Here is a 23,134-nt window from a genome sequence, read left to right as displayed (position 1 = left end):
AAGGCCGCAGGGATTGTAAGGATTGCAGGTTGTAGGGATTGTAGGGATACAGAGCAGGGCTGTGGATTGTAGTTTGTGGTTTTGGCTGGTTGCGGTTTGCGAGCCTTGAGCTTAGTCTACGGGCCTTGAGCTGTGGTCTGGTTGAGCTGTGGTCCTTGAGTGTGGTCTTGGCCTACGGATTGTGATCTGTGGGTCTTGTATTCAGCGAGTGCGCTGTGACGATATACGCGGATGCGTATGCGCCACAGCGCACTTTGCGTTTGCGGGTACTTCCGGGTTTGAGAGTACTTTCGGATTGGCTGCGTGCTGCGGAAGGCCAATCGTGTGTGCAATCGTCGCAGACGCGGCTGCTGGCGCAGCATTGCGGCACGGAGACGATCGGCGTCCCGCCAGCAGGCTTGGGCGGTGTGCTCAGCTGTTGGCTGATTGGAGAAGGTAGCCCGGTCGGCCTGCTCGCAGAGCCGCATCAGCAGCGGCTTGTCGATGCCGGGGATTCCGGCTGCGATGGCCGCTGCCTGCATACGTCGTGTGCAGACAGGGCGGGCGCACGCAAGTTGGGTTCGAGCAGACTGCATCCCGCTTCGCCTAGCCATCAGGCACACCGACTCCCAGGCGGATTCGACGCGCCTGCCAGGCGGGCCGCGACGACGCAACCGAGCCAGTTGCCGTGCGTTCGCCTGCATAAGCGACATGCCGAGCAGCAGCGCGAGCCACAGCGGAAGGCTGTACAGGGCCAAACGGGTCGCGATGCGTTGCACGGCGTGCAGAGCCGAATCCCGTTTCGGCCGCTCGGCATCGCGGCCTCCTGTAGCTGAGTCGATATGCTTGGGTCGGTCGTCGTAGAGCGGATCGGCCAGCGGTGGCGGAGGCCGTCGGCGCAATGTCTGCGGGTCGGGCGGCGTGGCCATGATGTCGTCATTCGGTATCTTGGTTTTTTCGGGTGTCGGATGGAAGGCGACCCAGCCCAGGCCGGACAGCTCAACCTCCACCCACGCCTCGATATCGTTACCGGTGAAGGATTGCTCGCGATTGCTCGGCGGATGACTCTTCGTTGGTGCAAAACCCAGCACCACGCGCGATCGCAGACCAAGCTCCCGTGCCATCAACGCCATAGCCGAGGCATATTGCTCGCTGTCGCCGACCATTGCCGGGCCCGACAACAGCTGATTGATGCGGTAGCTTCCGTGCCCAGCCGAAGAAGGATAATCCCCGCCTAGGCCATGCGAGAACCAGCCGCTTTCGTGCAGGCCACGCGCCAGTGCGTGCGCGGCCTTTCCGCCAGTGCCGCCGCCTGCCATCGAGCGTGCCACAGCGCCCACCGAATCGGGAACGTGTTCGGATTGCGGCAGAGAATGTCTTGTTTCGGGCGTTTGCGCCGCGTCGATGCGTGCTTCGGAGACGTTAGGTGACGCCGTTGCGGACACTGTGTAGCGCGTGCCGGCTCGGATGGGCTCGGGAAGCAGCGCGGTGTGGGTGCTGCGGTTGTAATACACGGATTGCGCAGGCTGAGTGTCGTTGCCTGCGCCCAAGGGGCCGTGTGCGCTATCTGAATCATGTGAACCATCTGAACCATGGGAAACGGCTGGACTATGCGAGACTGCTGCGTTTGGCGTGTCTGGGCGCATGATGATATTCGTGGCGGCTCCTGCGCTCGGCAGCCAACGATCTGGCAGATTGGCCTTGACGAGAAAAGTCGCGTCGAAGTGCGGTTCTTGCCGCTGATCATCGTCAGCGGTCGTGCCGATGAGGCGGAAATCCGATGAGCTGCCGGTAGCGTTCGCATCCGACAGATTCCAGACATTGCCGTCGAAACGGTCCATAACCGCCAGCCGTATCGGCGTGTGCGGCGCAAGCCCGCGCACGGTGAGCAGCACGTCGTCCTTATGGTTCGTGATGTACCAGCGCATGCCGCTGAGCGGGCTGGTCTGATTAAGCGCATCGATGGGCGGCTCGTAGTGATCGCGACCGATGAGCCGTTCGCGCGGCAGTGCGAGACAGGCCGTAGCCGCGATGGCACTGGCACACAGGCAGGAGATGGCAATCGTAGGCCAATCGCGACTAGCCCATGTGCGGTTCCGCCAGGAAAGCCACAGCACGAGTATGACGGCAATGGCGGCTCCGCGCACGATGACCGTGGGATTGTGATCGCCGTTTGCGCTGGTGCCGAGATACGCCGCAGCAGCGAGGTTCACACCGACGGGGATGCAGACCAGCGCCGCGCGATGACGCTTGAAAGATACTGCTGCGATTGCAGCGAGGAAAGCGCACCACAGCATGGGCGTCCACAGCGCCATAAGACCCTGTGCCATAAGACTCTGCGCCGCAATATTCTGCGCCATGCGATCGCCTTCGCCAATCCCTATGGGCACGGGGAGCACCAGCACGTATTTGAATGAGTCGATGGTGGATGTGAGCCCTTTTGCGATGGTCTGCCATGTTGGGATAATCCCGAATGCGGTCGTATAGCGCAGGACAATCGTCGGGCCGACGACGCATTGCCCGGTCAGCAGCGTGGGTATGCTCCACAGCGCCCGCGCGCCGGTGCCGGAAGCGAGCAGCCCGGCGAATGCGCCGGTCAGTGCTGCGGGAAGCGCAACACTGAGCCAGGAGCGTCAACGAGCCGTAGACAGTGACCAAGCTGGATGAGGCCAGAAGATTGACCATGATGACGACGCCGAGATTGACCGCATGCCGCTGATATACGCGCCCTTGCGCCCGCGCGTGTGCAAGGGCGTCGGCTCTGCTTGCAAGGCCCTCCCGCTTGCCTGCGCTGCCATGCAGCGGAGCATGGCTGTTGATCGGCAGCAGCAGACTGCACGGGTCCGCATTCTGCTCGGCTTGCAACCAGGCGCTCGCATCGCTGCTGCTGCGACGGCGCTTCGATTGCGTATGAGTGCGCATGTGCGCATGAATGGCGGTTGTCGCAACTGACGTTGCTCGCTGTGGATATACCTGAGTTGCCGTGGTCATAGCGCACCTCCTGCCGTGGCAAGCTCATGCAGATCGCCGAAGCGCGCCAGCGTGAAACCATGCAGATGCTTGAGCTGCATGGAGGCGCCCAGGTCGGCCTGCAGCACTACAACGCGCGCATGCGTATGAAGCGCGAGGGATGCGCGGCGTATGGCGGCAACATTGGCAAGGGAGCCGACTGCGAGATACCGTACCGAGGTCTGTGATTGATGCAGTGCTGCTTTTGCGCAATCCTGCGAGTTCTGGGCATTCTGGTGCTGGATGCCCGTATGCTGGGCGTCCGGCTCAAGCGTGCTGCACCAATCAAGCAGCGTCGTAGCGTCGGGCGCTGATTGACATGACGCTTCGCTGCAGACAGTCAATGCATCGCCATTGCGCAGGCAGCGCGAGCCCACCGAGGCACCGAGAGAGATGGCGAGCTCGAATTCCTCGCGGCTGCAGTAGCCGCTCGAGTCGAGATCGATGCTCAGAGTGCTGCCGGTGCGCAGCGTGGATTCGTACTGCCGGGTCATCAGATCATCTGATTTCGAAGAACTCAGCCAGTGGACGTTACGGATATCATCGCCGGGAGCATACGGCCGTAAGCCGTGGAAGTCGAGATCGTCGTCCACGATGCCGCCGTGCGCGCGTCCTTCCATATCGCGTACGATTCCCGCCGCTCGTATGCCAAGGTCGACGGTTGGCGGATGCACGTACAAGGTCACCGGTTCGGCCAGTGCGTCGCGTCGGCGCATCAGGGCGAAAGGGTCGCCGGTGCGGGTCGTGAACGGCCCGATTCGAATTGTCGCTCTTCCTGCAGCTTGGTATGTGCGCGTGATGCGCTCGCTGCGTTGCGCTCCCAGCGCGGGTATGCTCACACTCGCATGGGATTGTCCGATTGCCAGGACTCCATGCAGGGCGGGAATTGGCAAAGTTCCAGGGTTGCGCGCAGCAAGCGTTATGGTGACTCGGTCGCGCACTCCGACGCGAAGTCGGTCGAGGTCTATGCGCATGCCGATATCAGGGCTTTTCGTCGAGAACCATGCGGCGAACACCAGCAGCGCCAGTATCGTTACGCCGCATGCCAGCAATTCGTGCCATCCGGTAAACGGGAATGCAATCAGGCATATTGCGCAGATCGCGACCATAATCCATCCCAAAGTTGAGAGACGTACTGAAGCGAGTCGGGCGAGCCGGGTGAAGCGAGTGTTTCTGATGAATGCGGCAACGACGGTGAATCTGGCGAGACCAGTGGGATCAGCGGGGTCGGCAACACGGCCGAAACCGTTGCTGGGAGAGGCGCTACTGCGCAGCTGCCGGGCATGGTCGTGCAGCTGCCGACCGAGTCTTACGATGATGGCGGAGATGCCAGCATATGCTGCGGAAACCGGCGTAAATAGTGTTCGCGCACGTCGCGTCGCCGTCTTCGGCTGCCTCGCGCGTTGTCGCGGAAATGAGGAATCCGACATTGTTCTCGCCTCGTTTCATTGGTATTCGTTCGATAGCGCCAGCGTATTGGCGGTGCCACGTATTGCATGTCATGGTGTTGGCGTTGTCAGCGCAGGGACGGGAACCTGATCGAGAATCTCCTCGATGATTTGCTCGATGCCGATTGCGGCGAAAGAAGTCTCGGGCGTAGGCGTGAGTCGGTGGGGGAGCACGAAGGGGACAAGCTCGCGCACATCGTCAGGTATGACGTATGCTCGCCCCTGCGAAGCGGCCCAGACCTGGGCGCATAGGGTCAGCGCGAGGCCGCCCCGCAGCGATGAGCCGATCGCCAGACGCTCATCCTGACGCGTCGCCTCAATCAGGCGCATGATGTATGCGAGAATGCGGTCGTCAACGTGAACCTGCTGGGCGACGTTACGCAGCTCAAGGATGTCGCTGCCTGTGAGCACCGGTGATATCAGCTGCGAGCGGTCACGGATGTGGCTTTGCCTGAGCAGTTCCACGCTGACGTCATGGCCGGGATATCCGAGCGAGGCTCTGATGAGGAAACGGTCCATCTCCGCCTGCGGCAGCATATAGGTGCCGAGGTGATCGCTCGGATTCTGCGTGGCGATGACGATGAATGGGTCAGGTGCCTGATGCGCGGTTCCGTCAACGGTGATCTGGCGTTCCTCCATCACTTCAAGCAGCGCCGATTGCGTCTTGGGCGAGGCCCGGTTGATTTCGTCGGCGAGCACGATGGATGCGAATACCGGGCCCTTGCGGAAGGCGAAGGAACCCGTTTTTCGCTCGTAATAGGTCACGCCAATCACATCCGAAGGCAGCAGATCGGCTGTGAACTGGATGCGATGGCAAGTGGTGTGGATGGCTTGCGCCAACGCGCGGGCCAGCTGTGTCTTCCCGGTGCCGGGGTTGTCTTCAAGCAGGATATGGCCGCCTGCCAGCAAGGCTGTGGCACAGAGCCTGACAGCCATCGCCTTGCCGGCAAGAACCCGTGAAACCGTTCTCGTCAGCGTCGTGAAACGTTGTTCGAAGCGGGCGATATCAGCGTTGAAACCTTCGACGTTGCAGGGCGAATCGTCTTCGAGTCGGATTGGCGCGCCGATAAGACTGGGCTTGCCGACGTCACGGGCTTGACGCTGCTGGGCTTGGCGCTGTTCAGAATGTGGTGCGGCAAGCGGTTCCCATGCCACGTTCTTGCCGGATGCCATGTCATCGTCAGTTTCGTTAACGGAAGCTGTTTTGCTTGGCAGCATTGTTCGGCCTGACATCGTCCTGTCTGACGGCGCGGTCTCGTCTGACAGCATAGCGTCCGGCTGTGCGGTGTTTGCCGGCGCGGCGTTCGACAATACCGTTTCGTCAGGCAGTCGTGCAGAGGGCGCGTGCGCGCCTTCGTGCCTGGGCGCGGTGCCCAAGCGTATGACACTGCCCAAGCGTGTCCGCAAGCTGTTGCTACTCATGATTGCCTCCTTCGATCATGGGAATGCTGCGGTTCGTGTGTTGCCAAAAGCGTGGGACGAGTGGGGTCGAAATGAACGGGTACAGGATGTTCAAACGCGAAGCGAGAGGGTACGAAGCGAGAGAGCGTGGGATAAGAGAGTGCAAGATTGGGGAGAATAGAACGCGCGGATGAACGCAGCAGCATCGGCGAATGTTCACCGAGCGCCGAGGAAACGGGGGAACCCAGCGGTTTGCGAATGCCCTGAACGCTTTGTGGCTGGCTTGCTGCATGCAGTCCATTTTCTCCGGCAGACGATGTCACTATGACGCTCCATGTGTATGCACTCGCATCAGGCAGATTCGAAACGTCGATTTCCGTCATGCCCGGCTGCCAGGGATATTCCCGCCGCACAGCTCCGGCGGTGACGGCGAGGCGTATTGAAGCCGGCTGCCCCCAAGTCTCGATGCTGCCTTCGGTGACGGTGAGACGGCCGTGGCCTTGCACCGCCCACATGACGATCGGCGGCGTGATGGCAGCTGGGACTTGGTATTGGTAGTCGTTGCGCGCGCCTGATGCCGGGCTGCTGCGCCCATTGAGCGTCTGCACGACCTCGGCCAGCGCGCATCGCTGCCAAGGGTCTAGCTCGAATATGGCAGACTCCTCCGATTCGTCGGCGCGTACGGTTCCCAGTCCTGAAGCGGTGACGATGAAGCCGTCGCGCTCGCCTTGACTCCGCCATGTGACTATGCACTGCTTTCCCTGCCCATGCAACGACACGTTCTGGGGCGCAAGCAAGGCATATTGCGGTGTTATCGATGCCGAAGCCGTGGATTGCGCAGTGCCAGACTTGCCTGGGTGCAGCACGGCAACGACCGTGAAGGGTTTCCAGAACTGTTGTCCGGCAATGCCCAGACGCACGACCGATGCCCCGCAGCTGGTCTTGCTTGATCTGTCACCTTCGAGGGTTATGGCGGAGCAACCGGCGTTATGCTGATTGCGTGGACTTACGGCGGCATTGATTGCATTGCCCTCCTGCTCAAGCGCGATACTGGGTGGGTCAGGATCCGACCAGACGTATGCCTGCGGGCTGGCGGGGCTTGGAGCGCCTTGTCCGATGCGACTTCGGGCAACGACAGTGGCCGAGAATGCCGCACCGTCGCCCGTGGCATCATGCTCGACGCTGAATGTGATTGGCGATGCCGTGCCTGTGGCGGTTTTGCGCCATCCGTTGGAGCCGCTCAACGTCACTATGTATGCCTCGGGCGCGCTGCCCTCGTAAGCAGGCGCTTCCCAGTGCACAGTAGCCTGACGGTATCCGGCTTCCACACGGACATTGCGCGGAGTACTTGGCGCTCTGTCCGGTTTCGCGGTGACAGAGGCTGAAAGGCCGGACCAGCCGGCGTCGTTCAAGGCCTGCACGCGAAATGTATATTCCTTGCCGTTCGTCAGGCCGTCTATACGGCACACAGTGACCGCTCCGCATGACAGGGAGCCTGCATCCCACAGGATGCGATAGTCGCTGATGGCGCTGCCATTCGTATTCGCTGCGGACCAGCGCAAAGTGGCTGATGAGTCGGCTGCCTGCGCCGAAGCGGAGGACAGTTTCGGCGGATCGGGTCGCCCGATTGTCGAAATCGTGATGATGGCGCTCACCTGACGTTCCTTCGACCGCGTGGCATCATGCACATTGACTGTCAGCGTGCGGCTCGCGGCGGTGATTGCGGCGGAAGCGTTGATGCGCAGCCGGCCATTCGCAGCGCAGTCGGCGTGTAATTCCTCGTCTTCGGGAACGCATTTCACCACAGTCAGTGGCGTATCAGGGAACGGGTTGTACGCACCGTCAAGCAGATCCACGCTGGCGCTCGAGCCTGCGGCGATACGCAGCTGACGATCGGGAACCTGTGCCAGCGCGCGTCGAGAGGCGACCACCAGTGCGCTCACTCCGGTTTTCATCGTGCCGCCGGGGTAGGCGATGGAAACCGGGATGACGACTCTTGCGCCTATCGGAGCCGCTGGCCGCGCGCGCACCGTAAGCCTGCCTTTCGGCGATACCGCGGCGTCGAGCGCCGGAGACTTCACGCCGCCCGAAAAGCTGTAGGGTATGCCGGCATCGCCATGCGGCTGCATCAGTGCGCTGAGTTCGATTGCACGCTCGCCGTCGCCTGCGGCTATCTCCACAGTAGATGCGGCGAAGACCGGCGGATTGGCAGCATCGGCGAGGATGGTGATTGGCAAGGTCAGCGTCGCGGTATTCGCACCATGCGTGGATTCGGATTTCTTGGGCTTAGCTGATTCGGCGGAGACGCCGCCGTCCGTTGCACTGAAGGTGATGGATGCTGGTCCGTAGTAGCCATCGACTGCGGTGAAGCGCAGCGTCTGTGCATCGGCACGCAGATCATCGTTGGCGTTTTTGGTGGCGCTGACCGGGCTGGTGGCGTCAATGGATACGTTTTTGCCGGCACCGACGCGCACATGATCGGCGATAGCGATGGTCAGCGTCTCTCCGGCGTGTACGGTGAGCGGCGGAGCCTTGGGACGCAGCTCCGGCGGGAAAATGCCGTATGCGGGCACATGGATGAAGGCCGTGGAACTGAGATTGTGCACGGTGTTCGTCACCCGATATGGCACGATGCGGGCATGGGGGGTCAGCTCGATCGTGATGATACGAGGCAGCGTTGCATGTTCAGACGCTTTGACATCGGCGTGGCTGCTGTCGAGCGCATCGATGCGCAGCTCGCTATCGGAACCGGAGGGATTCGCAATCAGCGCGGCGGCATCGACCTCCACTGTGCGCTTGCCGACCGTCGCCGAGGCGGGAACGCGGTAGTCGCGGGCGACAGGCGGTTCCCAAGGAGCCGTAGCATTAGCGCGTATCGTCAGCGTCGCAGTGTCGCTTAACCCGGCATCATCCATGACTGTATAGACGATGTATGCTGTTCCGTCACGTTCAGGAGCTGTGAAGGAGATGGAGCCTCCTGCAGCCGTTGCGTCGTTGATGCCTTGCAGTGCAAGATCAGCCGAGACGACGAGTCGCTCGCCAGCCGAAGAAAGGTCATTGTCGGTGACTGGCACGGTGGCGCGGACTCCTGGGCGCATGATGATTTCGTCGTCACGTGCATGCACCCGCCTCTCTCCGAGTGTACGGGTTATGCCGACCCGTATCCTCGCCTGCGCGCGCTGACCGGTCCAGTCTTCTATGGCATAGGAGAAGGAATCCGTGCCCGAGGAATCGGGGTAGGCCTCATAGGTCATGGACGTAGCGTCGACCCGGGTTATGCGACCCAAGCGAGGTGCGTCATTGCCTAATCCCAGCAGCATATCGTCATCGCCATCCTCATCGATGCCGCTGAGCGGTATCTCGATGGGTACCGCTTGGCCTGCGGCGACGTGAGCATGGATGTCTTTCGGCTTTGGCGCGGCCTTGGATTGCGCGTCTGAGGCGTGGACCTGCCATGTGATCGTGCCCGAAGCGGCGTTGCCATGCCGGTCATGAATCGTGTACGTCGCCGTGTACGTCCCGGCTCGTGACGGGGCCAGATACCGTATGCGTCGATCGGAGACGGCAGGAATCCCGGCGAAATCCTTCTGGTCATGGCGCAGCGATTTTTCGAGTGTGAACTCCCCGGAGGGAATGCTGACATGATCGCGGATATCCGCTGAAACCGTTCCCTCAGTACGCACGCTGAGGCTGATATCAGCGGCGTTCGGCATCGCGGTATTTATCGCGCGTGCGGGAGGATGCAAGGTGATGGTGCCGGGGGAATCGCCAGCGGCGTTGGATGCCGTATAGATGATTTCGACGGTACGTGAAATGGCTTGCTGCACCTTGATATATACGCGACGGTGATCGACAAGCGTGACAGTGACGCCCGTTGACGGCTCGGCATGCACTGAGCTTGCCGCAAGCACGCCGCCCATAGGGTCGATATCGTTCAGCAGCGGCTCGATGATCGCATTGCCATCTGCTCCCAGAACCGCAGTATCGTTGACTGCCACGGGCTTGATGCCGTCCTGGCCGCCAACAGGTACGACTTCGATGCGCGCCAGTCCCACGGATTTGATGTCGCCCTGCGCCATCGTGAAGGCCACATGATACGTGCCGACCTGATCCGCCGTGAAGTGCAGCGACGACGCCGTGCCGCCGCGCGCTATGCGCGTATGGTCCGGAGTGTCGAAGGATACGAGCGTGGGCTCCTGCATCGAAGTCCTGTGAATATAGGGGCGCAGATCAATGGTTGCGGCGACGTTGACGACGGTGGATACGGTGCAGGCGTCTGCGAATGCAGCCACAGTGTTCGCCGGGCGCACCAGGAAGTGGATGAACCCTAAGGCGGTATGCGTACCATCCGATACGCCGACTTCCACGCTGACGCGACCTGTAGGCGACGAGCCGGCATCGAAGGTCAGCAACCCGTCGGGCCGTATGCAAGCCAAGGCATCGCTGCTATTGCGCACCTGCGCTGAGACCAGCGTCAACGCATCGCCTTCCTTGTCGTCGAACGCTGCCACGGCATTCGTGGTGAATGTCGCGCTCTGTTCGACATCGTGCTGCGGAACTGGGCCCGCCTGCTGCGGCGGGCTATTCGCCGAGTCGCCTACGATTTCGATAGTGACCGTAGCCGAGGAAGTCTGTCCTCTGCCGTCGTCGATGGTGTAGTCGAAGGTGGCGCTGCCAGGCGGCCCGGTGCCTGCATCCACAAGAACGGAACGCCCGGAATCAACGATCGAGACTCGGATGGGGGAGCCGCGTGACGGCGACAGCGCAGTGATGCGCAGCACTGAACAGTCGCTCTGCTCATCGTTGGCCAGAACAGTGATGACCCGGCGTTTCCCTGCGCGCACGCCGAAGCGGTCGTCCACGGCCATGATCGCGCCGGATTGCTCGGCGCAGGAGTCCGCGAACGTCGACGCGTCGCTTGGGGCCGTTTCACTGGCATCGATATTGTCGATATGCTCATTTGCTGCCGTGCTCCATTGGATGGAGATGCGTTCGACGCCGTTCTCGGGATTCCATAGGCCTCCGTTGCCCACATCATTGAGTATCGCCATGCGGTGATTGACTCGGAAACGCAGCTCGGAGGTCTCGCTTATGCCTTCAAGCGTGCTGATGCTCGGTTTCGCGGGGCCCGCAGTGCACAGGCGCAGATAATTGCGTTCAGGGCGCGTCCATGCGGCGTGGACGCAGCCGCCGACCGAAACCGGCTGGGTTGGTCCGCCTGGTCCCATGAGTGGTATGCGTTCGGCGTGCTGACGGCCTGGTTTCAGCGCAATCGTGAGCAGCGCATCGTCGCCTGCGGCAGCGAGCCATCCGTGTTGACGCTTGTCGCTGGGTGCGGCCTGAAGCTTGAGCGGGCCGCGCGCCTTGGTGTCGCTGCCGCCATCAGGCCATGCCAGGCGACTGCCGTATGATGCGACCGGCACGCCGTCGACCACAGTGAAATCGTCCGCTTGCCACGCCTTGCTCTGAGATAACGACCCGAGCTGCTTCACCTGTCTTGCGTTGGATTTGCGTATGGACATCACCATGCCATCGTTTCGCCTGAGTCCATAGACTGCCCCATCGTGGTCCACTGCGATGCGCCCTCCCGCGCCCAGGCGCATATTCGGCGTCCGCGTCAGCTGGATTTCCTGAGGCCTGCCCGCCTGACCCACCCATACGCGGCCGGACGCAGGATCAAGCACAGCCAGGGTTTCGCCGCCTATCAGCGCGATTGCTGCCTGTGCAATGTTCGTGTCAGAGCGTTTCAGGGTCGCCGGATCAATGCCGCTGAGCCGCCGGCCTTCGTGCAGCACAGTGCTGCTGCCATGCTGCGCCACATCGAATGCGGCAGTCGCGGCGTGCACCGTGGCGTCGGCTTCGGATGCGCGTACGTTAAACCGGGCCGCTGCGCGCTGGTCGGACGAGGTCACCCAGATGGTGCCGTCGTCCAACTGCACATGCTGGCGTGTCGCCGAATTCATGATCAGGGCGAGCACGACTATGCCGATTGGCGCCATGATGGCAATGCCGATGCTTATCCATCGGCTGCGCGGAGCGCCGTGCGAGGTCAGGGCCATGTGCCGCAGCATCTCGTAGGCGCGGGCCAATCGATGCGTATGCCTTGTCAGTGGTTTCATGGGTGGCCTCCTTTAGCGGTAACCGTTGGTATGTATGGGAGTGCAAGGCTGTTGGCTTCGCCGATCATGGCCCTGCACGAGGGTTGCGCAGGTCATGGGTGCGGCGTGCATGCGATGGGTGAGCGCTGCGACATCCGATGACTGCTGCGGATGATGCTCACCTGGATGCAACGTCGATGTTGGGGATCTCGGGGCAGTGTGACGATGGTGGTCTTCGTGATGGCGGAGGGGCTGGGAGCCGTGCGGTTAGGGGGGGATGTGGACTGGGCGGCGCTGTCCGAGTCTGCATCATCTGGCTCGGCAGGTGTCCAGGCGTACGCATCGCCTTCGTGCGGGTCAGGGTTGGTCCAGCGGAACACGGCGGCATCGCCGCTGATCGATCCCGCCACATGCTGGGGCGGGCTGATGGGTGTGCCTTCCGCATTGAGATTGGTTTCGTCCTTCGCTAGGTCGTTGGGCGTAGACTGCCGATCCGGTTGTTTGAAAGCTGTATGCGAATACCCGGAAAATCGTTGGAAGGCAAGAGGCGGGGCATGGGAATAATGCGTAAGCGCGGCGGCAAGGGCGAAAATCAGCACAAGCATTGCCGCGCTGAGTGGCATGGCTGTCCGCACTGCGTGGTGTGAACGCGTACGCCGGTTGCGGGGTGGCGGCATAGGCTTGCAGAGTTGGGGCGAAGGTGCGCGCGATGACGATGGACGTGTTGTCGTAGATGAGTGCGCCGCTGTGGGTGGACATGGTGCTGCTTGCGGCAACTCGAGCATGCTCAGCCGAGCGATGTCACGGCCGTCAGCGGTGCTGCAGCATTTCAGCTCGGCAGGAACGGGTGCTGCCCCGTCAACCGCCAGCGGCGTGACATGGTGGAAGCAGGCGAACTGCACATGCTGCAAGGCGCGGGCGAAGTCAAGCGCCGAGACGAAGCGGTCTCCCGGATCCTGCGACATCGCGACGCGCAGCGCCCGCGAGACCGTCGGTGGCGCATGCGCTGCATCGAGCACGGGCGTGGCACGGGTGAGCATGGCGCGGACAAGTTCGTTATGCGAGCGCGGACGGTAGGCGTGCTCGTATGGTGATTGGCCGCACAGCAGCGCGAACAGGGTCGCGGCGAGCGAATAGATGTCTCCGGCCTCGCTGCCGGGGCTTGCTTGGCTCGCCACCTCTGGAGGCGCCCAAGGCAGCGAGAATCCGGGTGAGTCCTCTGGCTGGTACACAGAGGTGCAGATGCCGAAGTCGGCCAACAGCGGCGTCCCGGAAGCGGCGATGAGCACATTGCTCGGTTTGATATCGCGGTGCAGATATCCTGCCCGGTGCGCGGTGGCTAGGGCGCAGGCCAGGGCGATGCCCATGCTGAGCGCCTCGTCTACCTCGAATGCCTTGGCGCGCAGCCGTTTGCGGCAGGAACCTAGCGCAGCGTAATCAAGCACGAGATACCCATGACCTTCCTGCGTGACGCCGGCAGCATGCCAGGCGAGAATATTCGGGTGCGGGCATAGTGCGGCAAGGCACTGGGCTTCGCGGCGCATCAAATCCGTACTATCGTGTCGCACTGGTCGTTTGCCCACTTTTACGGCGATATCCTCGCCGGCTCGCGTAAATCGAAGGTCAATGCCGGCTTCGGCTCGGCTTGTTCGGTGCAATCGGTACACCACCGCGCTGGATCCTGAGGCGATGCGCCCCGTGCAGGCATATCCCGGCACAGTGGGTGGTCGCGGGTCGTTGCCTGTCGTTGCCCTGCTCGCTTCCTGATTCATCTTCCGGCTCCTTTCTTCCGCGGTGTGTAGTGACGGAGTATGGCGGTGTTCGTAGGACACATTTCTAGGGAAATATACCGACGAATTTTCTTTATGCCGTGTGTATGCACACTTTTGGCATCGACCCGATTTTCGACCTATTTCGGCCTGATTTTCCACTTGTTCCGTGAGCAGGGGCGATAGGTGTAAAACGTTGGAATTCCAAGTCTGAGAGCAGGGCGCGGATGGGCGTGTCGCGCGATTTGCTTTTTGCGAACAAATATGCATTGGCCTGTTTGAAATCGGCATGGAATCGGCATGAAGTCAGCCTGCTTTCGAATCGGCTCGGGGAGGGCGGACCTTAGTGTGGAGGCATGCACATGAACAACCGGACTCAGGAGCGCGAAGCCGTCGAGGCGCTGATCGACGGCTCGCTGGGCAGCGCCTCCGGCGCGCCTACGAACACGCTTCTGGTCGCGGGGGCACCGTGCACGGGGAAAACCGAATTCGCACTTGAATCGTTGATGGCGGGGCTGCACGCCTTTGGCGATACCGGTGCCGTGATGACCGTTTCCAACCGTAAAACGGCTGATTGCTACGCCGACGATGTCGTTCGTCGCCTGCAGGCCAGCTCGCAGGCGCGACCGGTGACGACGCTGTCCGCTGTCGCATTCCGCGTCATCGCCGCCATCCGCATTCGCGCAGGTGCCCCGCTGCCAAAGCTGCTCAACGGGGCGGAGCAGGATGCCCTGGTGCGCCGGGTGTTGGCCGTGCATGTGCGTCATGCGGTTTCGGGCGATGCATGTGAGACGTGCGCGATGCTGCGCGAGTATTTCGCTCTTGATGATTGGTCGAGCATGGTCGCCGGTCCAGCTTCATTCCCCGGCCAGCGCAGTGCCAGCGACTCGGCAGCGGGGGTGAGCGGAGCGGGCGCGGATGCGCGTAGCGCACATGGAGCGCCAGCGTCGTTAGCGGCGGCGACTTCGCCGCTTTCGACCACGGAATCGTTGTTCGCGCGGGGCATTAACGACGCTTTCGTCGTGCAACTGCGCGATATGCTCGCCCGCATGGACGAACTCGGGGCGTCGTATGGCCGGGAAACCGAGATCCTCAACCGTTTGGGGTCGTGGAACCCGCATACGGAGCGCTTGCGCGTGCAATGGCGGCTCGCGTTCGCGCTGCGTCGCGAATACGCACGCATGGTTGACATGGAATATCCCGCTCAGTTTCGGCTCGACTCCTCCCGTCTGCTTGTCGAGGGCACGGATGCAGTGCGCAATGCGCTGCCGGATGAGTTGCCGCGCTATGTGGTCGTCGATGATTTCCAAGACCTTACGTTGGCCGGACTCGCTTTTTTGCAGGCTTTGTCGCAATCCGGCGCCCGTCTGGTGCTGGTGAGCGACCCGGACGAAGCAGTGCAGACCTTCCGAGGCTCGTATCCTGAGTACCTGTACGCGCGGATGCTGGAACCGCCGTTCTCTGCGCATGTCGTGCGGCTGCGTCCCAGTCACGGCGGGCAGCCCGGGAGTGGCGTGGACGGCGAAGTTGCCGGCAGGGGAGAGCTGAACAGTACAGACGCGGTTGAAGGAGCCGCTGCCGATTCGGCACCGGGCTATCATTCGCTGGTGGCTTCGCGGGTTTCGCTCTCGATTCTCTCGCCCGAGGACGATGCGATAGCACCGGCTCGTCGGGCATGGAAGCTGCCGCGGTATGAGGGAAGTCTGCCGATTGCCGCTGTGCCCGAATCGGCCGCGCTGATTGATGATGGTAGCGTCCATGCGGCACTGTACCGCTCGGCGAACGAGGAATTGGACGATGTCGTCTGGCGGGTCAAGGAGGCTCGGCTTTCCCAAGGCAGGCAATGGAACGATCTTGCCCTCATAGCGCACGATAACGCCACGGTGCGCGCCTTCGGCGAACGACTGCGGCGTGACGGGGTGCCGGTGCGCTATTCCTCAGTGACACGGCCGCTGAAGGATGAGCCGTTTGTGCAAGGCCTGTTCGCGCTTATCGAGCTGGCGCTGCTGCGCAGACGCCTATTGCGTGAGAAGGCGGGGCAGATTCCCGCTCAGCCGCATTCAAGTGCCGTTGCCGGGGCACTCGTTGAACCACTCGTTGAACCTGCAGCTCAATCAACTGCTGGAACGGCCGCTGAACCGATTATTGAATCGACTGCCGAACCAGCCGCTGGGCGGGTCATGGAGCCGTCTGCCGGATCCATAGCTGATGCTGCTGCCGTTGAATCCGCAGCTGCGCCTGGCTCCGCGTCGCTCGCCGCTGAGCCTGTTCTTCCATCGAATCGCAATCGAGCGCCGTCGCTGAACTCGTTGGCCGCCTATGTGCGCACGAGGGTCGCCGCGCTGATGGACAGCCCGCTTATCGCCATCGGCTCGCAGACGCAAGGCGAGGGATTCCCTGCCCGCCTGGCTCCGGTGGAATCGGCTATGAACGCCCTTGGCTCCCTGCAGGCAGTGCTTGCGCGGGATGGAACATCCGAAACGAATGCACTGTCCGCAACGCAGGCATCACAGGAAGGACAGGGCGCTGCCACTTCGGCGCTTGCTGATCTGGAACAATCATGGAATCATCTGCGTGATAGCCTGCGCGCCAGCCGAAAATCGCGCGACGATGAAGATAACGTGGTGCAGGTGGATGACCGGGCGTTTTCCGCGGTTTCCCAGGGCGACCAATCACAGGATGACGACAGCATGGAACTCGGTCCTGAGGCCCTGTACGTGATGCTGGCCTGCGATGGCTTCGACAACCTTGCGGCGGATGACGTCGTGGATGTGATCCGCTCCGTTGGCGGACGCGAGCCGAATGCCGAGGCTTTCGGCCATCTGTGGGATCTGGTGGCACAAGTCGCCGATGGAATGGCTGCGCTGTCATCAACCGAGCCGCAGTATGCGCTGGCGTTGGCATGGGATTCATGCAAAGTGGCTGAGCGGTGGCAGCGTGAGGCGCTGAACAACACTGATGACGGGCGGGCAGCCAATGATCGGCTCGATGCCGCGATGCGACTGTTCGACTATGCCGCAGGCAGCGGAGCGAGCCGCGATATCGAAGGCTTTCTCGAACAGGTGCGTTCGATGCGCATCGAGGCCGATTCGCTGGCCAAGGTTGCGCCCATCGACCAGGCGGTTACCGTGACCACGCCAGCAGGAGCCGACGGCCAGCATTGGCCGCAAGTGTGGATTGTGGCGATGCAGGAAGGCGTGTGGCCGAACCTCGCGGCACGCAACACGATGTTCGGCGGCGAGGAGCTGGCGCAGATCATGCTGCGTGGGCGGCTTGCCGACGACCGACAGATCGCTTTGACGGGGCATGATCCGCAGCTGGCCGCAGTGCTGTGCGGCGAGCAGAAGAGCTTCCTTGCCGCGCTGACCAGAGGGCAGGAACAGGTGACGCTCAGTGCGGTCGCCAACGATGACCTGTCCCCGTCCGACTTCCTGTACGGATATCTTCCCGAGCTGTTCGACCGCAATGCCCAAGCTGACACCACGACCCGCAACTACAGCGAGGTCGGCGGCAGCGATGCCTTCGCAGGACTGGATGCCGACCCTCGCGGACTGGTGGCTTCGGCGCGACTGCTGCTGTCCAAACGCGCGCTGCAGCAGACGCAAGACGCCTCCGAGGTTCATGATGCCGCCGAAGCCTTGGCATTGTTGGCCTGCAACGGCATCGCCTCGGCCGACCCGGACAATTGGGCCTATCCGCAGCCGCGTGCATCGCCACTGGACGACGATGGCAGTGTCAACGCAGTGCGGGCGAAAGCGGACGATACGCTGCAATCAGAATCGGCTTCGCGCCAGCGAGAGAGCTCCGCACAAGAGCCCGAAGAACAGGTAGAACAAACAGAACAACCAGCAGCAGGTCCGGTGGTCTCCCTGTATCCTTCCGCCGTGGATGGCTTGTGGGCGTGCCCGGTGTGCTGGCTGCTCGAAAATCGTTTCGCCGGCCCGCAGCGTGGCAGCGCGGCGACGGCTTTCGGCACGCTGATTCACGCGGTTGCGCAAAACGCCAGCGAAAACGGCTTCGACATGCCTGACTTCCTGTCGGAGCTGCCCGAGGACGAGCGCATAACAGCGCTCACCGAACGCATGATGGACATCTACCGCGAGCTGCGCGGCGACCCGCAGTCCATCGATGACCCGGCAAGCCGCTATAGCGCCATCCGCAAAGACAACGACGCCGAAGCCGTAATAGCGAATATCGCCAGATACTTCGTGACTTCCAGTGGCACGGAATATCTGGGCGGCAACGCGGAGAAAATAACCGTGGGGACTCTGACCGATGTCGCATGCGAGCGCTCGTTTGCTTCCAGGTTTTCGCTGGATGACATTCTTGAGGCGTACAACGCCCTTGACGAGGTCGACCCGGTGTCACGCCGCGACCTGTACGGCATCATGGGCGCTCTCGTGGGCGGCTGGCCCGAGGCGATGCGCGAAAATATGATAATCCGGCTAGGCGGCCGGATTGATCGTGAGGAGACGCGACGCCTGCCTGATGGCAGCATGGTCGTGCGGCTGATTGATTATAAGACTGGTGCCGTTCCCGACATCGTGCAGCAATTCAGCGATTTGCAGCTGGTCTGCTACCAGCTTGGTCTGGCGTTCCCGGTCGAAGGTCCGGGCGGCGCGGCAGCGCTGAGTGTCATGCCGCGCATCGAGCAAAGCGACCTGTTCTACGTGGCGAACGGCAAGCTGCCGGCGGAAAGCTACGCTCCCGAAAGCCTGTTCCAGCCGCCGCTGTTCGTCGACGGACATCTGAACGATGCGACCTTCGCTGCGCGATACCATTACACGAGCTTGGAGAAGCTGACGGATACGGTCGCTCTTGACCCCGATGCAGTTCCTGAGGGCGTGGATGAATCCGCATGGCGGCAGTTCGTCGCGTTGCGTGGCACGCAGGCGGTGTGGGCGCTGACCATGATTGCCAGAGTGTTCTATGCGGCTGCGGCGAGCTGTTCCGCGAGCCTGATCGCCCACCCGAGCAGGGGCCATATGAAGTATTGCCGCATGCGTGCCGTGTGCCCGGCGTGCTCCGGGCGCAGCGACACGGTTTTCGAGATCAGGAAGGGGCGGGCAGCATGACCGATATCACCGACAGTTCCGAGCAGGCGCTGGCCGTCAATGCGCCGATCAACGACGATATGCTGGTGGTCGCGGGCGCAGGCAGTGGCAAAACCTATACGATGACCCGGCGGATTATCGCGCTGATCGAACGCGGCGTCGCCCCGCAGAGCATCCTCGGCCTGACCTTCACCCGCAAGGCGGCGTCCGAGCTGCTTGGCCGAGTCTCGCAGGCCGTGATGAGCCAGCCCATGCAAGCGGGCGTGGGCAGCGGAGCGTCTTTTGAAACCATGAACCGGGCGTTCCTCAAGCCTGAGGTGCTGACGTACGATGCCTTCTTCCAATCGGTTGTGCGCCAATACGGCCTGCTGGTCGGCTTCGACCAGGATACGCAGCCACTGAGCGAGGCTGGTGCATACCAATTGGCGGCCAATGTCGTCGACGAGCATATGGAGCTGTTGTCCGGGCAGGACTTCGGCGCATTCACGACAGTTGTGAACGCAGTGCTGGCGCTGTCCAACGCCATCTCCGGCGCGATGATCGGCGACGGATGCACAGGGGCCGGCGAAGCCACCGAACGCATCCGGATATGGGATGCAGGATTCACAGAACAGCTGAATAAGGCCATCGGCGACGAATCGATGCCCGAAAGCGAACCTGCGCCGAAGATGAGAAAGCGCACGAAGAAGGAAAGCGATACACACTACCAGCAACGTCTTGAGGAATATGAGACCGAGCTCAGACGGCTCTGCATCTACCGTTGCGGCCAACTGCGGCAGGTCGTGGCGCAGCGCGAAACGCTGCTCACACTCGTGCAGGAATACCATGAGGCCAAACGCCGGCTCAATATGGCGGAATTCAACGATTTCACCGTGGCGGCATTCCAACTGGTCACGCGCTTTCCCTCGATCGGCGAACGTTACCGACGACGCTACGGGCACGTATTGCTTGACGAATATCAGGACACGTCCACGACCCAGGCGGCGCTGCTTGCCGCTATGTTTCACCCTGCAACAGCTCAAGCTGAGTTGGCTAATCTTGTGCAGGGTGAAGCTTTTCGTGACGAGTCGGCTAGTGCGTCCGCGCTAGCGGGTGTAGACGTGCACAACACAGACAGAGGAGATGAGAGCGGCAGCGCGGTGGGCGCGGTCGGCGATCCCTTCCAGTCCATCTACGCCTGGCGAGGTGCCAGCCCGGGCGCGTTCCGCATATTCCAGCGCGATTTCGAGCTGGGCGAGTCCAGCCGCCCGTACGCGCTCAGCGTCACGCGCCGCAATGCGCGCATCGTGCTCGAAGCGGCGAATAATCTCACTGCGCCGTTGCGTGCGGCTGGGCGGCAGCAGCGCCCCGGCAGTTCGCTGATGCATGAAGTCGATGTCGACCGGCTGCAGGCGATGGACAATGCGCCAACCGGCACGTTGGGGGTTCTGGGATACGAGACGCTCGGCCAGGAAATCGATGCCGTGGCGAGATTCGCGCTCGCCTCGATCGCCAGACATTCCGAGCATGGCGACGGACTCGACAGTGCAGGAACCGATGTCCCCAGCAGCTCCGCAGTCAACGGGCCTCATGTGGCCGTGCTGTTCCGCACGAAATCGCTGATGCCGCAATTCGCGCAAGGCCTTGAGAAGGCCGGACTCACAGTGCAGATCGTCGGCTACTCCGCGCTGCTTGAACGCCCCGAGGTGCGTGACCTGCTTGCGCTGCTGCATGTGGTCGCCGATCACACGGATTCCGCGTCGCTGATGCGGCTGCTCGCCACGCCGAGATACGCGCTTTCGACGCACGAGCTGCAGGCGCTCGCGGATGCCGCCGAGCGGCGCAACACCGAATTCCGCTTCCGCGCACTGGTGCAGGCCGGAGTGGCAAGCGCCGATCTGCCTCAGGAACAATGGGCGCAATGCGTCAATGAGCATCGCGACGCAGTGCCCAATGCGGTGTTCCTCGGCGATGTGCTCGTCGATCCCGATTTGCCGCAGCAGCTTGAGCGCATGCCATCGCTGACGCCGCGCAGTCGGCAAACCATAGCGCGCGCCGGCGCTGCGATACGGCAGGTGCATCGCGTGCTCAACCATCCGCTGGCCGAAGTGGTGCGTACAGCGGTCGAGGCGCTGGATCTGGACATCGATGCCATCGTGGCCCAGGCGCTCGCATACCCGGATAAGCCGGTCTCCCCGTCAGTGGCCCGCGCGCCGATGAACGCGGTCATCCAGCTGATCGACACCTACACGCAGGAGATTACCGAAGGGCAGCGGGCCACCCTGCGCGGCTTCGTCTCCTGGATTGATGCGCTCGCCTCCATACAGGACCAGACCGCAGCAGCGCCGGATGAATCGGCGGATGTCGTGCTCATGACCATCCATCAGGCGAAGGGATTGGAATGGGATTCGGTGGCGGTGGTCGGCCTCGCCGAACGCACATTCCCCAGCAGTCAGGGCGACAATCTGAGCATCAGCCTGGATGAGGAGCATCCCGGCGGCATGCAGGGCGGCGTGTGGGTCTCCCCGCAATACGCGCAGACCGCGAACACCTGGCTGACCGACCCCGCCGCTGTGCCAGTGCCGATTCGCGCGGATGCAGGCATTCTGCCACGGTTCCCGCATGATGCGCAGCAGGGCGCAGACCCGATCGAGGCCCTGCGCTCTCTTGACGACGTCGAGCAGATCGACGACGAGATTTTCGGCGATATGCGGGCCGCCGCGCCTTTGAACGAAGGCGTCGGAGAGGAGGACCGCGAGGCATGGTATCTGACCCAGCGAGAGGAGTACGGCAGACGTTTGCACGCCGACGAACGACGGCTTGCATATGTGGCGTTGACGCGCGCACGCGAGGAGGTTCTGCTCACCTACAGCGCCACGAACGAGACTGGCCGCGAGCCGGAAGAGACGAAAGGGCGACGTGCCAAGCCCTCGAACTTCTGGGTCGAAGTGCACGATTCGCTGTGCCATCACGAGGATATCACCAAGCCGCAGGCCGACAGTGACCAGGCCGTCGAACGCAGTCTTGCGGCTACTGAAGCCGTGCTGCCTGAGGGCTTCTTCGCTGGCGAGCATGCCGAATGGTACCAGCGGCTTGTAGTCAGTGAGGCCTGGCAGTCCGAGTTGGCGGACGATGAGGACCCGGAGGGACTGCCGTGGCCCAGCGCGATGAGCGAGAATGTATCGAACGCATTGCGTCTCTCCGCCGACGCAGTGCGCGCGGCACTGGCTCGCCGCCGAAAACCGGCATCAGATCCTCTCGTACCGCAACAATCGCAAACGACATCAGCTCATCGGGCGATACCAGATCTTGCGAAGGCATCTGCCGACAGTACTTTGCCCCCTGCACAATCCTTGCTGTTCAGGGCTCAGCTGCTGGTCGAAGACGAGGACCTCATGCCGTGGACCGTCGGCGGCGATGGGACTTCGACCCGCACATTGAATGATGTCGTCCGCGAGCGAGGCAGGCGGATTCTGGCCAATCGACGGCAGAATGTCACCGCGCTGCAGGCGCGTTCCGGCTCCATGAGTGCACGTGAGGAGCAGCGATTCTGGCGTGCTCTGGTTCGCCCGATACCGCAGGTCGCCTCTCCTGCGGCGCAGTCGGGCACCATTGCGCATGCATGGGCCGAGCGCTTCATCAATGCCTTTGGGCGCGACGATGTGCCCGACAATGCATGGGACGTGGATGCGAATACGATTGCCGCCGAGACGCCCAGCCAGACTCGGGCGCAGATGCTGGAAGAGCTCAACACCGCAGAACGACGCGCCGAACGCGGTGATAGTGACGCCAAGCAACAGCGGATTTTGCTGTGGGAGCGCCGGCTGGCCGATTCACGATGGGCACGCCGACGCCCAGCTTGGGCGGAGCGGCAGATCGTCGTCGCGCTGCCGCAGCTGGGCGATCACATCGTCGTAGGCAAGCTCGATGCGGTCTTCTTTGGAGGACTGGACGAGCAGAGCGATACTGCCAACGAACAACATGGGCGGGCTGACCAGCATGGTGAGCAATATGGGCGTGACAGCCAGGATGAGCCGAAACGCTTCACCATCGTCGACTGGAAGACGGGTGCGAAACCCCGTACGGCAGAGGATACCGAACGCAAATTGCGGCAGCTGGACATGTACCGTCTTCTGCTCTCGGCGATTGAGGACGTGCCATTGGCCAGCATTGACGCTACGCTGTACTATCTGGATGAGCCCGAAGAGGGCAGTCGCGAGCTGCATGCTCGCGCGAAAACGGAACAGGAGATTCTGGCCGAGTTGAGCTCCGGCATCCCCCAGCAATCCGACAATGACTAGGCGACCGCGCGAGCGGTAAGGCCCTGCGACTGGAAACCGCGTCGCAATGCCGTTGCGGAGGGGAGCTGCGACCCTCGTGCCTCATGTGTGGGCGGC

The 23,134-nt window shown here is 62.3% G+C and carries 7 protein-coding genes; 2 read left to right on the top strand and 5 right to left on the bottom strand.

The genetic code is table 11. The annotated features are described in order from the left end of the window. Positions 1–116 precede the first annotated feature (116 nt). The 5 genes from DDF78_RS12460 to DDF78_RS09440 form a co-directional block, all read right to left on the bottom strand. Entirely contained in the window at positions 117–2,339 is a 2,223-nt protein-coding gene (locus DDF78_RS12460) for a transglutaminase TgpA family protein (RefSeq protein ID WP_152581101.1), read from the bottom strand. Positions 2,340–2,966: 627 nt separating this feature from the next. After that, on the bottom strand, positions 2,967–4,418 hold the full coding sequence (locus tag DDF78_RS09455) for a DUF58 domain-containing protein (RefSeq protein WP_152581102.1): 1,452 nt from the start codon (positions 4,416–4,418) through the stop codon (positions 2,967–2,969). Between the two features lie 69 nt (positions 4,419–4,487). Next, complete coding sequence (locus DDF78_RS09450) at positions 4,488–5,858, bottom strand: AAA family ATPase (protein WP_152581103.1); 1,371 nt, start codon at positions 5,856–5,858, stop codon at positions 4,488–4,490. Beyond that, entirely contained in the window at positions 5,855–11,956 is a 6,102-nt protein-coding gene (locus DDF78_RS09445) for an Ig-like domain-containing protein (RefSeq protein ID WP_152581104.1), read from the bottom strand. Before DDF78_RS09445 ends, DDF78_RS09450 begins: the two co-directional genes overlap by 4 nt. Positions 11,957–12,048: 92 nt before the next feature. Next, positions 12,049–13,707 carry a serine/threonine-protein kinase gene (locus DDF78_RS09440; RefSeq protein WP_162000753.1) on the bottom strand — a complete coding sequence of 553 codons (1,659 nt, stop codon included), beginning with the start codon at positions 13,705–13,707 and terminating at the stop codon, positions 12,049–12,051. Positions 13,708–14,066: 359 nt separating this feature from the next. On the opposite strand from DDF78_RS09440, the gene DDF78_RS09435 reads away from it, so the two are divergent. Together DDF78_RS09435 and DDF78_RS09430 are read left to right on the top strand one after the other, a co-directional pair. Then, on the top strand, positions 14,067–18,779 hold the full coding sequence (locus DDF78_RS09435) for a PD-(D/E)XK nuclease family protein (RefSeq protein ID WP_152581106.1): 4,713 nt from the start codon (positions 14,067–14,069) through the stop codon (positions 18,777–18,779). Further along, entirely contained in the window at positions 18,776–23,038 is a 4,263-nt protein-coding gene (locus tag DDF78_RS09430; RefSeq protein WP_152581107.1) for an ATP-dependent DNA helicase, read from the top strand. The genes DDF78_RS09435 and DDF78_RS09430 overlap by 4 nt, the downstream gene beginning before the upstream one ends. Positions 23,039–23,134: the final 96 nt, after the last annotated feature.

The organism is Bifidobacterium tibiigranuli (assembly GCF_009371885.1).
GTDB lineage: Bacteria > Actinomycetota > Actinomycetes > Actinomycetales > Bifidobacteriaceae > Bifidobacterium > Bifidobacterium tibiigranuli.
Note: the sequence above shows the minus strand (reverse complement) of the source record. Positions and strands in the feature narration are given on the sequence as shown.

Bases quoted from the DNA above. Each gene is read 5' to 3' on its own strand.
- DDF78_RS12460 (WP_152581101.1), bottom strand. From the start codon at position 2,339: ATGGCGCAGAATATTGCGGCGCAGAGTCTTATGGCACAGGGTCTTATG.
- DDF78_RS09455 (WP_152581102.1), bottom strand. From the start codon at position 4,418: ATGTCGGATTCCTCATTTCCGCGACAACGCGCGAGGCAGCCGAAGACG.
- DDF78_RS09450 (WP_152581103.1), bottom strand. From the start codon at position 5,858: ATGAGTAGCAACAGCTTGCGGACACGCTTGGGCAGTGTCATACGCTTG.
- DDF78_RS09445 (WP_152581104.1), bottom strand. From the start codon at position 11,956: ATGAAACCACTGACAAGGCATACGCATCGATTGGCCCGCGCCTACGAG.
- DDF78_RS09440 (WP_162000753.1), bottom strand. From the start codon at position 13,707: ATGAATCAGGAAGCGAGCAGGGCAACGACAGGCAACGACCCGCGACCA.
- DDF78_RS09435 (WP_152581106.1), top strand. From the start codon at position 14,067: ATGAACAACCGGACTCAGGAGCGCGAAGCCGTCGAGGCGCTGATCGAC.
- DDF78_RS09430 (WP_152581107.1), top strand. From the start codon at position 18,776: ATGACCGATATCACCGACAGTTCCGAGCAGGCGCTGGCCGTCAATGCG.